This is a genomic window from Dongia rigui (assembly GCF_034044635.1).
Lineage (GTDB): Bacteria > Pseudomonadota > Alphaproteobacteria > Dongiales > Dongiaceae > Dongia > Dongia rigui.
This window is the reverse complement of sequence record NZ_JAXCLX010000003.1, coordinates 165,782-180,355: the sequence shown is the minus strand read 5'-3', so window position 1 is coordinate 180,355 and position 14,574 is coordinate 165,782. Positions and strand designations below refer to the sequence as shown.

The 14,574-nt window shown below is 63.7% G+C and carries 11 protein-coding genes; all 11 read left to right on the top strand.

Going from position 1 to position 14,574, the window contains the following annotated elements; all coding sequences use genetic code 11:
* The first annotated feature begins 92 nt into the window (after window positions 1-92).
* The 11 genes from SMD31_RS16570 to exbD all read left to right on the top strand — a co-directional run bounded on the left by SMD31_RS16570 (window position 93) and on the right by exbD (window position 14,570).
* Window positions 93-1,616 (top strand): HAL/PAL/TAL family ammonia-lyase, encoded by a 1,524-nt coding sequence (locus SMD31_RS16570; RefSeq protein WP_320502031.1) that lies wholly within the window; start codon window positions 93-95, stop codon window positions 1,614-1,616.
* Window positions 1,617-1,780: 164 nt separating this feature from the next.
* Entirely contained in the window at window positions 1,781-3,058 is a 1,278-nt protein-coding gene (locus tag SMD31_RS16565; protein WP_320502030.1) for an efflux RND transporter periplasmic adaptor subunit, read from the top strand.
* A 32-nt stretch (window positions 3,059-3,090) separates the two neighbouring features.
* Window positions 3,091-5,052: a MacB family efflux pump subunit gene (locus SMD31_RS16560; protein WP_407652151.1), complete on the top strand. Its 1,962-nt coding sequence runs from the start codon at window positions 3,091-3,093 to the stop codon at window positions 5,050-5,052.
* Between the two features lie 23 nt (window positions 5,053-5,075).
* Window positions 5,076-6,548 carry an efflux transporter outer membrane subunit gene (locus tag SMD31_RS16555; RefSeq protein WP_320502028.1) on the top strand — a complete coding sequence of 491 codons (1,473 nt, stop codon included), beginning with the start codon at window positions 5,076-5,078 and terminating at the stop codon, window positions 6,546-6,548.
* 100 nt (window positions 6,549-6,648) lie between these two features.
* Window positions 6,649-7,173, top strand: coding sequence for an RNA polymerase sigma factor (locus SMD31_RS16550; protein ID WP_320502027.1), 525 nt, complete (start codon window positions 6,649-6,651; stop codon window positions 7,171-7,173).
* Window positions 7,174-7,279: 106 nt separating this feature from the next.
* Window positions 7,280-8,236 (top strand): FecR family protein, encoded by a 957-nt coding sequence (locus tag SMD31_RS16545; RefSeq protein ID WP_320502026.1) that lies wholly within the window; start codon window positions 7,280-7,282, stop codon window positions 8,234-8,236.
* A 152-nt stretch (window positions 8,237-8,388) separates the two neighbouring features.
* Entirely contained in the window at window positions 8,389-10,965 is a 2,577-nt protein-coding gene (locus SMD31_RS16540; RefSeq protein ID WP_320502025.1) for a TonB-dependent siderophore receptor, read from the top strand.
* Between the two features lie 84 nt (window positions 10,966-11,049).
* Complete coding sequence (locus tag SMD31_RS16535) at window positions 11,050-11,730, top strand: Fe2+-dependent dioxygenase (protein WP_320502024.1); 681 nt, start codon at window positions 11,050-11,052, stop codon at window positions 11,728-11,730.
* Window positions 11,731-11,747: 17 nt separating this feature from the next.
* Window positions 11,748-13,001, top strand: a complete 1,254-nt coding sequence (locus SMD31_RS16530) for a PepSY-associated TM helix domain-containing protein (protein WP_320502023.1) — start codon at window positions 11,748-11,750, stop codon at window positions 12,999-13,001.
* A gap of 109 nt (window positions 13,002-13,110) precedes the next feature.
* Entirely contained in the window at window positions 13,111-14,106 is a 996-nt protein-coding gene (exbB, locus tag SMD31_RS16525; protein WP_320502022.1) for a tonB-system energizer ExbB, read from the top strand.
* A 14-nt stretch (window positions 14,107-14,120) separates the two neighbouring features.
* Window positions 14,121-14,570: a TonB system transport protein ExbD gene (gene exbD, locus SMD31_RS16520; RefSeq protein ID WP_320502021.1), complete on the top strand. Its 450-nt coding sequence runs from the start codon at window positions 14,121-14,123 to the stop codon at window positions 14,568-14,570.
* The last annotated feature ends 4 nt before the right edge of the window (window positions 14,571-14,574 follow it).

Here is a 14,574-nt window from a genome sequence, read left to right as displayed (position 1 = left end):
CGCCCGTTGCCGAAAGCTCATCGGCCGACTTCTTGTCCGGCGGCACATACCTGTATATACAGGTATAGGTAAGATGGATGTGGATGAGGACGATGGGCAAAATCGAGCGCGACGCGGCGGCACTCAGCTATCGGCAATTGGTGGCCGTGGCGAAGGCGCAAGCGGAATTGGTCATCGGACCGGCGGCCATGACCCAGTTGCAAAACGGCCGCGCCATCGTCGAGAAGATCATCGCCAGTGGCGAGCGCGCCTATGGCATCAGCACGGGTCTGGGTGCCTTGAGCGAGATCATCCTCACCGGCGCGCAACAGACCGAGCTCTCGCGCAACACGCTGATGAGCCATGCCTGCGGCATCGGCGCGCCGCTCTCCGACGTCGCCACGCGCGCCATCATGACCTCGCTGGTCAACGATCTGTGTCACGGCAAGTCGGGCGTCAGCCCCGCCGTGGTGACGCAGCTGGTCAGCCTGCTCAATCACAAGATCACGCCGGTCGTCCCGTCGCAAGGATCGGTCGGCTACATCGTCCATGGTGCCCATATCGGCCTCGCGCTCATCGGCATGGGTGACGTGATGGTAGGCGGGCGGCGCATGCCGGCTGCGCAAGCGCTGGCGGCCGCCAGCCTGGCGCCCATCACGCTCGGCGCCAAGGATGGCCTGTGTCTCGTCAACGGCACGCGTTGCCTCACCGGCTTGGCGTGCCTCGCCTTGGCCGAGGCAGAGCCGATCGCCGATTGGGCGGATGTCACCGGCGCGCTCAGTTTCGAGGCACTCAAGGGCCAGATCGCCGCCTATGACGAGACGATGCTGGCCTTGAAGCCGCATCCCGGCCTCATTCATGTCGGCAAGCGATTGCGCGCCCTGTTGGCGGACAGCGAGATGGTCGCCAAGCATCAAGGCTTCCGCACGCAGGATGCACTCTCCATTCGCTCCATCCCGCAGATCCACGGGGCGACGCGTGACCAGATCGACCATGTGCGCCGGCAGATCGAAACGGAACTTGGTTCGGCCACCGACAACCCGCTGGTCATCGGCACGCCGGAGAAGTACCGGGTCATTTCCAACGCCCACCCGCATGGACAGAGTTTGGGCATGGCGATGGATTTGTTGGGGCTGGCCGTTGCCGAACTGGGATCGGTCGCCGAGCGGCGCCTCGACCGCCTCATCAACCCGGCGGTCAGCACCTTGCCGGCCTTCCTCGTGGCCGAAGGAGGCGTCAATTCCGGCATGATGATCGCGCAATATGCGGCAGCGTCGCTGGCGGCCGAGAACAAGCTGCTGGCCCAGCCGATGGTGAGCGACAACTACATCACCTCCGCGCAGCAGGAGGACCATTTGAGCCTCGGTACGCCCTCGGCGCTCAAATGCCTGCAGATCGTCGACAACACGCGGCATATCCTCGCCATCGAATTTCTGCTGGCGGCCCAGGCGATGGAGTTCTATCCGGGCCTCAAGCGCGGGCGCGGAACCGAAGCTGCCTATGCGGCCCTGCGCCGCGAGATCGCTCCCTATAACCAGGATCGCTTCCTGTCGCCGGACATCGCCCTGGTGGCGCAGCGCATGGCGGAAGCCGATTGGGCACAGGCCATCGCCGCTGCCTTGCCAGCGGGTCTTTAAGAATATTCGCGCAGGATTTCCGACTGCCGAGCGTGCTATAGAGGCATTGCTCGCAAGTGGCGACAGCTAGCCAGTCGAGGATCCCGCGCGGTCTTCCAGTAATTCTGTCCTGCGATCAATGAGTTGGGCTGAGGCTCAATCACGATCCATGACGCTGGAAGACCATGACCATCGCCCCAGATTCCCGTACCCATCGCCAGGCCGCCGCGACGCCGCTGCGGGCCGATCCGACGCCAGCCCTCGGGCATAAGCGCAAGCCTGCGGCCAAGCGGCGTCGGCCTGCCCGCTGGCCGTGGTTTCTGGGCGTCCTGCTTCTTGCCGTTGGCGGCGGCGGCGCCGCTTGGCAGTTGACCCGGAGCGAGGCCAGCACCGCCAGCCAATATGTGCTGGCCGATGTCGAAATCGGCAATATCGAGGACACGGTTTCGGCGGTGGGTGAGATCCAGCCGCGCGACTATGTCGATGTCGGCGCCCAGGTCTCCGGCCAGATCATTGCCCTCAATGTCGCCGTCGGTGACCGGGTGGAGAAGGGCGCGTTGCTGGCCGAACTCGACGCCTCGGTCTTGAAATCGCAGGTCGCCGCCAATCAGGCGCAATTGCTCAATTTGCGCGCCCAGCTCGAAGAAAAGACGGCGCAGCTGCAGCTCACCAACGAACAATACAAGCGCGAAGCCGGCCTGATGGCGCAGGACGCCACCAGCCAGGACGCGCTCGATACCGCAGCCGCCAATCTGCGCTCGGCCAAGGCACAGATCGCCTCGATCAAGGCGCAGATCCAACAGACGCAATCGGAGCTCGAGGGCGACGAAGCCAATCTTGGCTATACCCGCATCTATGCGCCGATGTCGGGAACCGTGGTGACGCTGGACGCGCGCCTCGGCCAGACGCTCAATGCCAATCAATCGGCACCGATCCTGATGCGCATCGCCGATCTCAACACCATGACGGTCGAGGCGCAGGTGTCCGAGGCCGATATTTCGCGCCTGGCGCTTGGCATGACCGCGACCTTCACGACGCTCGGCCAGTCGGAGCGGCGCTGGAGCGGCGAATTGCGACAGATCCTCCCCACCCCGGAAGAAGTGAATGGCGTCATCCTCTATGACGCGCTGTTCGACGTTGCCAATCCCGACGGCAAGCTGATGACGCAGATGAGTGCCCAGGTTACCTTCATGGTGGCTGAAGCCAAGAATGTGGTGACGGTGCCGAGTGCTGCCTTGCGCCCTGCCACAGACAAGTCCGCGCCTACGGGCAGCTATCAGGTGCTGCTGGCGCAAGCCGATGGCAGCTTCACGCCACGCAACATCGTCATCGGCGTCAAGAACCGCAACGTCGCTGAGGTGACGGAGGGCCTGCAGGCCGGCGACCAGGTTGTGGTCGGCGAACGCAGCGCCAATGCGCTGGCGGGCGGCAATAATCGGGGTGGCTTCCGGGGCTTCCCATGAACCACGTCCTCTCCCGCGATGGCGTGGCCGAAATATCCAACGCGCGCCAGCCGCTCATCGACCTCCAGGAAGTGCGCAAGACCTACATCACCGGCGGCGGCTACGCGGTCGAGGTGCTGCATGGCGTTTCGCTCGCCATTCACCAGGGCGAATTCGTCGCCATCATGGGTGCCTCGGGTTCCGGCAAATCGACGCTGATGAACATCCTCGGCTGCCTCGATACCTCGACCTCCGGTCACTATTTCTTCGGCGGGCAGGACACGGCGGAGCTGGACCGCGACCAGCTCGCCGAATTGCGTCGCGACGCCTTCGGCTTCGTGTTCCAAAGCTACAACCTCATCGCCACGGCGACGGCGCTGGAGAATGTCGAGATCCCCGGCATCTATGCCGGCATGAGCCTCAAGGACCGGCACGACCGTGCCCATATGCTGCTCGCCGGTCTCGGGCTCGAGGACCGGCTGGATCATCGCCCCAGCCAGCTCTCGGGCGGGCAGCAGCAGCGCGTCTCTATCGCGCGTGCGCTGATGAATGGCGGGCGCATCATCCTCGCTGACGAGCCGACGGGCGCCCTCGACAGCCGCAGCGGTGCCGAGGTCATGGCGCTGCTGCGTCAGCTGGCCGATGCCGGCCACACCATCATACTGGTTACACACGATTCCAACGTTGCGGCCCATGCCGACCGGCTGATCGAGATCGCCGACGGCCTCATCTCATCCGATAGCGGTACGCGCCTGCGCGGTGCTGCAAGTCTGCCGGCGGAAGACTTTGCCTTGCCGGACGGGGGGCGCATCGGCGTCGTCGGCGATGCCTATGAATCGGCCAAGATGGCGCTCCGTGCCTTGCGCCGCAATCTCTTCCGCACCATCCTCACCTTGCTCGGCATCGTCATCGGCGTCGGCTCGGTCGTCGCCATGCTGGCGGTGGGCGAGGGGGCGACCAAGGATGTCATGGCGCGTATCAACGCGATGGGCAGCAACCAGTTGGTCATCCGCCCCGGCATGCCCAATCAACGCGGCCCATCGGCCACCGGTGTCACCTCGCTGGTGGCCGAGGATGCGATTGCCATCGAGACCCTGGCCCATGTCCGCGCCGCCGTCCCGGAAAAGAGCGCCAGCTTCACCTTGCGCTATGGCAACAGCGATTACTCGACCCAGATCACCGGCACGACGGATGGTCTGCCGGTGTTGCGCGACTGGGGCGTCGCCAAGGGTGCCTTCTTCTCCGATGCCGATACGCAGGCCTTGGCGGCGGTCGTCGTCCTGGGGCAGACGGTCGTGCAGAATCTCTTCCCGGTCGGCGTCGATCCCGTCGGCAAGGTCGTTCTCATCGGCAGCATTCCCTTTGAGGTGATCGGAGTCATGGCGCCCAAGGGGGCTGCCTCCTTCGGCCAGGATATGGATGACAACGTGTTCGTGCCGCTGAGCACGGCCAATCTGCGCCTGTTCGGTACCAACAATCTGCGCTCCATCACCGTTTCCGTCACGGACGAGACCTTAATGAACGATGTGCAGGCCAAGATCACGGCGCTGCTCATCGACCGGCACCGCTTGGAGGATTTCCAGATCCGCAACATGGCGGCGATCATCGAGGCGGCCTCGCAAACGGCCGGCACCATGACCGTGCTGCTCGGATCGATCGCCGCCATCTCGCTGCTGGTCGGCGGTATCGGTGTCATGAACATCATGCTTGTCTCGGTGACGGAACGGACGCGCGAGATCGGCATCCGCATGGCGGCGGGTGCCCGGACGCGCAACATCCTGCAGCAATTCCTGGTCGAAGCGGTGATCGTCTCGGCGCTGGGTGGCCTCATCGGTGTGGCGATCGGCATCGCCTCGGCCCTCATCATCGGCGCCTTTGGTACCTCGATCCAGTTCTCAGTCCCCACCATCATCTTGGCTTTTACCTGTGCGGCGGCGGTGGGACTCATCTTCGGCCTGGCGCCGGCCGTGAAGGCCGCGCGCATGAACCCAGTGACCGCGCTCGCCAGCGAATGAACTTGGTGTGAATGAGTAGCAACATGCGTGATGCCCCGATTCTCCTCTTCCTGCTGGCATTGCTCTCGGGCTGCGACCTGCTCGCCGACCCGACGCAGCCGGATATCGAGACGCCCGCGGCATGGGCCGAGCCCATTCCCGCCAACGCCCATGCCAATGTCTGGCCGGCCGCCGATTGGTGGCACGGCTTCGGCAGTGCTGAGCTTGATGGGCTGATCGTCGCTGCCAAAGCCGACAACCTCGATATCGGCATGGCGGCCGCGCGCGTCGAGCAGGCCGAGGCGCAGATGCGCTCGACCAGTTCCAGCCTTTGGCCGCAGCTCAGCCTCGGCTTCGATGCTTCGCGTAACGGGCCGCTCGACGAGGATGCTGCCGCCAAGGACAGCCGCTCAAGCAGCGATCTATCGGGCGGGTCCGGCAGCGGCAGCAGCAACGGGTCCAGTTCTTCGATGGACCGCAATTCCTTCGGCCTGTCGCTCTCGGCCTCCTATGAAGTCGATTTCTGGGGTCGCAACCGCTCGGCGCGCAATGCAGCGCTTGAGGCTCTGCGCGCCAGCGTGTTCGACCAGCAGACCGTGGCCCTCACCGCCACCACGTCGGTTGCCACCACCTATCTGCAAATCCTCTCCTTGCGCGACCGCATTGCCATTGCCGACAACAACCTCGCCAACGCGCGCGACGTGCTGAATGTGGTGCGTGCCAAGGCAACGCTTGGGGCGGTGTCGCCGGCGGATCTCGCACAGCAGACCGGCGTCGTTGCGGCACAGGAGGCGGCGCTGGCACCGCTGGAGCAGCAGGAGCGCGAGAACATCTATGCGCTGGCCATTCTATTGGGGCGCAATCCAGAGGATCTCGCCATCAAGGCGCGTTCGCTGGATACGCTCGCCGTGCCCCCTGTGGCGACCGGCCTGCCCTCCGAACTGCTGACCCGCCGCCCGGACATCGCCAAGGCGGAGGCGGATCTCGCCGGTGCCGATGCCAATGTCGTGGCAGCACGGGCAGCCATGCTGCCGACGGTCAATCTCTCCGGCGCGCTCAGCCTTGAGACGGCGGTGCTCTCCACCCTCTTCGGGCCGGCGGGGGCTGCCTATAGCGTGGCCGGCAGCGTCATGCAGACGATCTTCGACGGCGGCAAGCTCGCGGCTGATGCCGATGTCGCCGAGGCGCAGCGCAAGGAACTGGTGCTGAGCTATCGCAGCGTCATCATCACCGCCTTCTCGGAAGTGGAGAACGCCTTGGTCGCGATCCGCGCGCTCGATAAGCAATACGCGCTGCAGAAGATCCAGGTGGAGCAGGCCGACAAGGCCTTCCGCATCGTCAGTGCCCGCTACAAGGGCGGCAGCGACGACCTCATCACCCTGCTCGACGCCCAGCGCACGCTGTTTGATGCCGAGGACGCGCTGGGACAGCTGCGCCTGCAGCAGCTGCAGGCAATCGTCACCCTCTATAAGGCGTTGGGCGGCGGCTGGCAGCAGCCGCAAGCGGTAGCCTCATAACCATCCCAGTGTGATGGGAAAGAAAACAAATTGCGACTAACTTGCATTCGCGTTAGCTTCCGGGCCGGTTCAGTGCTTTTTCCCGGACATCTCACCGCCCATGATCGATCTCGACGCGCTCTTTCGCAATTGCGCCAGGGACTTGACGCAGTTCCTGCGGCGCCGGGTGGCGAGTCCGGAGGTGGCGGCCGATCTGGCGCAGGAGGCGTTTTTCCGCCTGCTGCGCAGCGATCAGGGGCCGGGGACGCCGGCCGATACGGCCCGCGATGCGCGCGCCTATCTGTTCAGCATCGCCGCCAATCTGGCGATCGATCATCGCCGCCAGGCGCAGCGTCAGCGGACGGACCCAGTCGAACTTGCGGCGATGGTGGCCTTTCCCGACCCAGGGCCTTCGGCCGAACGAACGAGCCTCTCGCGGGAGGAATTGCGCGTCCTGGCGGCAGCGGTGGCTGGCCTGCCGCCAAGAGGTCGCGAGATCTTCCTGATGCACAAGTTCGAGGATCTGAGCTACGCGGAGATCGCGGCGCGGCTTGGCATCGCGAAGAACACGGTGATCGTGCATATGGTGCGTTCGCTGGCGCATTGCCGCCGCGCCCTTGCCACGCATCGCGCCGAAAACGATTGAACCGCCCTGCCGGCGACAATCGGACACAAAAAATATCCGCGGCAGAGGTAATAGGTTTGCTGCCTCATTCGTCTATTGAGGGTAGGGCATACCATTGGGAGCTGACATGGCACGCGCCGACCTGAACGGCAGGGCAGATCGCGGGAGAACGGTGACGGACGAAGCCGCCGCCTGGTTCGTCCGCCTGCGCGATGCTGGTGTGCCGGATGCAGATCGCCGTGCCTTTGCCGCCTGGCTGCAGCAATCGCCAGCCCATGCCCAAGCGTTTGAGGACATGGCGCAGTTGTGGTCGGGGCTTGATGCCCTGCCGCGAGCCGCGTTCGATCCACCCTTCATCGCGGCGAATGGTGTCGCATTCTCGCGCCGGCAGTGGCTGGGCGGTGCTGCGATCGCTGCTGGTGTTGCGGCACTGGGCGCATGGACCGTGACACCCTCCAGCGACATCACGGCGGCTTTCCGGACGCCTAAATCTCTGGCTCTGGCGCCAGGTGCTGCCGTCGATCTCGATAGTCTGTCGACCGTCGCCCTGGTCGCTGGCGAGCCCAATCCCACCATGCGCTTGCGCCATGGTCAGCTTTTTGCCGACATCGCGAGGCCAGTTGGCCGGGGCGTGAAGCTCATCGTACCTTTTGGCACGGTCCAGGCTGAAAATGCCGCGTTCAACCTCAAGATCGAACGCCGGAGGGCCTTGCTTTCGGTACGCTCAGGTCGCGTCACCGTTCAGCGGCAGAAGGGTGGAGATATCGCGCTGGGCGCGCTCAGCGAACTGCCCTTCAGCACTGAGGTGATCGACCCGGTGCGCCAGATACCGGCATCACGCGTGGCGCCTTGGCGGGATGGCCGGTTGGTCTTTGATCGCACCCTGCTGGTGGACGCGCTCGACGACATCAACCGATATCGCCCCGGGCGCGTGTGGGTCGGTGATCCGCGGCTGGCTGAGAGGCCGGTGACGGGCCATTTCGACATTACGGAGGCGAATGCGGCGCTCACCGCCCTTATGGCCGCTTTCTCATTGAAATCGCTCAATTTTGGTACGTCCCTGCAAATCCTCTTTGCAGCCTGAGCGGCGCCGCTTCGGCGGGCCGGCGAAAAATTCACGCCCCCTGTAATGGTTCCATCCATCGCCGTCGTCCTATGGAACGGGATGCAAATGCGAATGACTTGCATTTGTGAGTTTCTGCCGGTAACACCGGCACATGATGGGGCGGACAGACAATGCGAGACGGTGGGGCAGCGGGGCGCGGCACAGCGCGCGGCCGCGGGGGCAAGTTCAACTTCAATGTGGCGCTGATCCTGGGCGGGACCGTGCTGGCGGGGGGCGTCGCCGAGGCGCAGGCGGATGACACCGCGTCCGGCACCAATTGGCAGCGCCGTCTCAATCAGATTTCGGCCGGCGACGATCTGCGCATGGACACCTTCGTGACCCAGGTGGCGCAGGCCGGCGCCACGACCGCGTTCAACATTCCGGCGCAGCCGCTGGGCCAGGCGCTCATCGCCTTTTCGGAAAAGACCGGCATTGCCGTCATCGTTGATTCGGCGCTGCTGGAAGGGATTTCATCGGCACCGGTCGTCGGCACGATGTCGGCGGACGATGCGCTCAAGGCCCTGCTGGTCAACACCGGTATTGCCTATCGCCCGACGGCTGAGAATGCCGTGACGCTGCAGAAGGTTGCCGCCGCCGGTCAGGAAGGGGCAGGCGAGGATTTGGCACCGCTCAGCGTCGAGGACACGGCGGAGGCCGAACCCCTCAGCGACGGCTACAAGCCGGAGCGCGCTGGGACGACCAAGAATACCCAGCCATTGCTCGACACGCCCAAGACCGTCGTCGTCGTCACCGAAAAGCAGATGGAAGACCGCGGCATCACCGACATGAAGCAGGCGCTGCGCACGGTCCCCGGCGTCACCATGAACCAGGGCGAGGGTGGCACCCGCGGCACCAATTTCCGCATTCGCGGCTTCGATGGCAACCGCAGCGACAACTATGTCGACGGCGTGCGCGATGCCACGGTCGGCAGCTTCAAGGACACGTTCAATTACGAGCAGATCGAGGTCAACAAGGGTCCGAGCACGGCGGTGGGCGGCCGCGGATCGGCGTCGGGCTCGATCAATTCGGTCACCAAGACGCCGAAGGCCGAGAATTTCTACAACGCCGACGGCACGTTGGGCACCGACAACACCAAGCGTGTCACTGTCGACGTCAACCAGACGCTGCCGGAGGACTATGTCGGCGTCGAGGGTGCTGCCTTCCGCCTCAACGGCATGTGGCACGATTCCGATGTCGCCGAACGTGACGTAACGACCAGCAATCGCTGGGGCATTGCGCCCTCACTCGCGGTTGGCCTTGGCGAGCCGTTCACGGCGACGCTCACTTATCTGCATGCTGAGTCAGACAATATCCCCGATTACGGCCTGCCGACGTTCCACAACGAGGTGCTGGATCACATCGATCGCACCAATTTCTATCACCAGAAGAATGTCGCGCAGGAAAACAGCAATGTCGACAGTGTCGGCCTGAAGCTGGAATACGAAGCGAATGACTGGCTGAAGCTGACCAACCAGACGCGCGCGCAATGGAGCGATGTCTTCAGCATCGCCGGCCATGTCCGTGCCGAGCAGAACGCCACGCAATACTACCCGCTCGTCAATGTGAACCACAGCGCGCGTACCTATTACGACGAGTATTATAACAACCAGACCACCGCCGATCTCGATTTTTCGACCGGCCCGTTCGATCACGAAATGCTGCTGGGTTTCGACATCAGCCGCGAGAGGCGCGAGATCCAAAGCTATCGTTTGCGGTTCCTGACCGAAAACGGCACCTGGGTGGATGCCGTCCCCAATGTCGATATCTTCGATCCTGATAATGACTTAATCGAAGATTACGCTATGTCGCCGACGACGCGGACGTTTTACACGGGCGACACCAAGGCGGTTTATGGCTACGACACGATCAGCTTCCTCGACGACATGTTCGAGGTCAATGGCGGCCTGCGCTACGAATGGCTTAACGCGCAGACGGTACGCCAAGTCGGCAGCGACCCCCGCAACAAGGATGAATATCTAAGCTGGCAGGCGGGTCTCGTCTTCAAGCCGGTCGAAAACGGCAGCATTTATTTCGGCTATGGCAGTTCGTTCACGCCGCAGGACGCCGATTTGGCCGTCTCCACCACGATCCCGTCGGAGCAGGCGAAGGCACTGGAATCGACAACCATGGAAGTCGGCACGAAGTGGGATCTGCTCGATGACAAGCTTTCCGTGACGGCGGCAATTTTCCAGACCGAGAAGGACGGCCAGTTGGTCGACCAGAACAATAACGCGGCCGATCCCGACTATGTCGTTACGGGCAAGCAGCGGGTGCGCGGCATCGAGCTTGGCGTCAATGGCGAGATTGCCGAAGGCTGGAATGTCGCTGCCGGCTACACCTACATGAAGGGCAAGATCCTGAAGGAAGCCAGCACCAATGACGCCGCCGTCTTCCGCAACATGCCGGAACACGCGCTGTCGCTCTTTACCAGCTATGACCTGCCCTGGTGGAACCGCGATGTGACCGTCGGTGCCGGTGCCACCTATATGGGCACGCGGAAGTATCTGTTCGGCCTCGCCGACGAGAAGAATATCGACAGCTATTGGGTCTTCGATCTGATGGGGCAGTACCGCCTCACTGAGAACATCGAGTTCCAGTTCAATCTCTACAACGTGACCAATGAATTCTACGTGGATCAGGTGGGCGGCGGTTTCGTGACACCAGGTCCAGGACGCGCAGCGCTCTTCACGACCAGCTTGAAGTTCTGAACGTCCAAAAATCTTTGCAGGATAGCAACGCCCCGGCCGTGAAAATCGCGGCCGGGGCTTCGCCACAACATAGGGACAAAGAAGATGCTGCTACGGATTCCGCAGGTGCTGACCAAGGAACAGGTCAGCCATTGCCGCGAGAGGCTGGCATCGGCCGATTGGATCGATGGCCGGGTCACCGCGGGGCTTGGATCCGCCAAGGTGAAGAAGAACACGCAGCTTCCGGAAGACAGCGCGGTCGCGGTCGAGCTTGGCGATCTGATCCTCACCGCACTCGAAAGCAATGCGATCTTTGTGTCGGCGGCCTTGCCCTCGCGCGTCTTCCCGCCGCTCTTTAATCGCTATGAGGTCGGCGATGGGTTCGGTGCCCATGTCGACAACGCTATCCGCCAGGGGCTGGATGCCGAGGCACGCATCCGCACGGATCTCTCCTGCACCTTGTTCTTGAGCGCCCCTGACGAATATGACGGCGGCGAGCTCACCGTCGACGACACCTATGGTTCGCACAGCGTGAAGCTGCCGGCCGGTGACATGGTGCTTTACCCCTCGACCAGCCTTCATGCGGTGACGCCGGTCACCCGCGGCGCGCGCATTGCCTCCTTCTTCTGGCTGCAAAGCATGGTCCGCGATGACGGGCAGCGCACATTGCTGTTCGATTTTGACCGTTCGATCCAGGCCTTGAATGCCGATCACGCCGGCCATGCCGCGATCGTGCCTTTGACCGGCATCTATCACAACCTTCTCCGCCGCTGGGCGGAGCTCTGAACGACGAGGCTATCTCCATGAAGCGCATGACCTTCCGCCAGCTGCTGCAGGAAATTCATCTTTGGCTGGCTCTCATCCTGTTCGTGCCCCTCGTCATCCTGGGTCTGACTGGATCGATCCTCGTTTATCATGATGACTTTCCGTCCTGGTTCGGCAGCGATGAGACGCGCTATACGCTGGTCAGCGGCACGCCGCGGCCGGTGGGGGCGATTGTTGCCGCGGCGCAATCAGCCATGGGGGAGGGCGTGAAGCCTGCCGCCATTACGTTGCCGGCGGTCCCGGGAGAACCTGCCCTGGTGCGCTTCGCGCGGGCGCAGGGGCAGGCCTCGGGCCAGGGGCAGTCCTCGGGGCAGGGCCAAGCAACCGGACAGGCGCAAGCACCGGCACAAGGTGGCGGCGCGCCGCAAGGTGGACCGGGCGGCATGATGGGCGGCGGCCAGGTCCGCATCGATCCCGTCTCACTTGCCGTCCTCGACGTGCAGAAGGGCATGAACCGTCAGGGCGGATTTTTCGGCGTGATGCATCAGCTGCACGGATCGTTGATGATTCCCGGCGCCGGCCGCGACATCGTCGGCTGGCTGGGTGTCGTGATGCTGTTCTTAGGCGTGAGCGGCCTCATCATCTGGTGGCCGCGGCCTGGGCAATGGCGCCAGCAGCTCACCATCAAGCGCAATGCCACGACCCTGCGGCTCAACCGCGATCTTCACAACACGTTCGGCTTCTGGGGCCTTGCGGTCTTCGTCATTGTCAGCTTCACGGGGCTCTATATCGTCTATCCGCAGCCGATCAATGCGGTGGTCGGCCTCGTGACGCCGGTGCGGGATCTGCGCCCCAATGCCGTGACGGTGCAGCCGCAAGAAGGGGTGACGCCGATCGACATTGCGACGGCCGTGGGTCTTGGCGATGCGGCAGTGGCGCACGAGCAGAAGCTGCAGGGTGCCTTCATGCCGCAGCGCCCAGACCAGCCCTATCGCCTGAGCTATGCATTGCCGGGCGAGAGCTCGACCTTCTTCAACACGACCGTCTTCGTCGACCCCTGGAAGGCCCAAGTCATCGAGGTACGTGATCCGCGCGAGATGAGTGCGGGCGACACTTTCGCCCTTTACCAGCGGCCGCTGCATTATGGCTTCGGCTGGGGCCCGATCTGGCAGTTCCTGGTCTTCCTGTCCGGCCTGTTGCCGCTGCTGTTCTCGATCACCGGTCTCACCATGTGGTGGATGAAGCGGCGCCGGCGCCAGAACGCCGCCCTCGCGCGTCAAATGGCCGAATGAACGGCGTCAAATGCTATTGCAATTCATTTGCATTCCTATCATAACCAAAACAGCAAAGCACGGTCGCCCGGGTGGCTTGACTCCTAACCTATTCAGAAAAGAGCAAAAAATGCGCCGTTTTGACAAAGGCGGATCGATTTCGGGATTTGTCGGTGGGTGGCTGAGCCGGGCCCTTCTGCTCAGTCTCTTGATCGCGCCGGTTTCTGCCCTGGCTCAGGAGAGCCCGGCCAATCCACCAGCGGCCGCGTCACCCGCAGCGCTGGCCCCTGCTGAACCGGTCGCGTCCGGCGCGGTGACGGCGACCTCAGGCGTGGTCGACCCGGCGGCGGCGGCATCCGCGGTCACGGATCCCACTGCGCCGATCGTCCTTGGCCCCGATGGGCTGCCGATCGATGCCGCGGCACCGGCCATCCTGCCGCACGATCTGTCCCCCTGGGGCATGTTCATGCAGGCCGACTGGATCGTGAAATCCGTGATGATCGGCCTTGCCATCGCCTCCGTCGTGACCTGGACGGTGTGGCTGGTCACCAGTCTTGAACTGATGGCCGCCAAGCGCGAGGCGCGCCGCGTACGCGCGTTGCTGGCGGCGGCACCCAATCTCCATGACGCGCTGGCCAACGCGCCGCAGAAGGCGGGTCCGGTGCGGGATCTCATCGCCGCTGCGGCGCATGAGGTGGATTTGTCGAATGGCCTGCCCGCCGACGGCATCAAGGAACGCGTGGCCTCGCGCCTGGAGCGGATCGAAGCCGCCGCTGCCCGGCACGCCACGCGTGGCACCGGCATTCTGGCGACGATCGGCTCGACGGCACCCTTTGTCGGCCTGTTCGGCACGGTCTGGGGCATCATGAATGCCTTCATCGGCATCTCGAAGACGCAGACCACGAACCTTGCCGTCGTGGCGCCGGGCATTGCCGAGGCGCTGCTCGCCACCGCCATCGGACTTGTTGCCGCCATTCCGGCCGTCGTCATCTATAACAAATTCGCGCGCGGCATTTCCGGCTACAAGGCGCTGCTCGCTGATATCTCGGCGGAACTCCTGCGCCTTATCAGCCGCGATCTCGACCGCCGCCAACGGCCCGGCACCTATCGCGACGCGGCGGAATAGCGGGGACGACAGCGATGGCGGTTCGGCTCAATCACGGCGGCGATGACGAGCTCGATGTCAATCACGACATCAATGTGACGCCGTTTATCGACGTCATCCTGGTGCTGCTGATCATCTTCATGGTGGCGGCGCCCTTGTCGACGGTTGATGTTCCGGTCGATCTGCCGGCCTCGACCGCGACGCCCGCACCGCGGCCGGACAAGCCGGTCTTCCTCACCATCGACGAGCAACTAGGCTTGAGCCTTGGCAACAACAAGGTGCCGCGCGATACGTTCGGCCCGGCGCTGGAGACGCTGACCAAGGGGGACAAGGAGACCCGCATCTTCCTTCGTGCCGATGAGGAAGTGCCTTACGGCGAAATCATGATCGTCATGAACATGCTGCGCGAGGTGGGTTATCTGAAGATCGCGCTGGTCGGCACGGAAACTGCGCCGGTCCCGGCGCAGCCGGTGCCAACGCCCTGAGAGA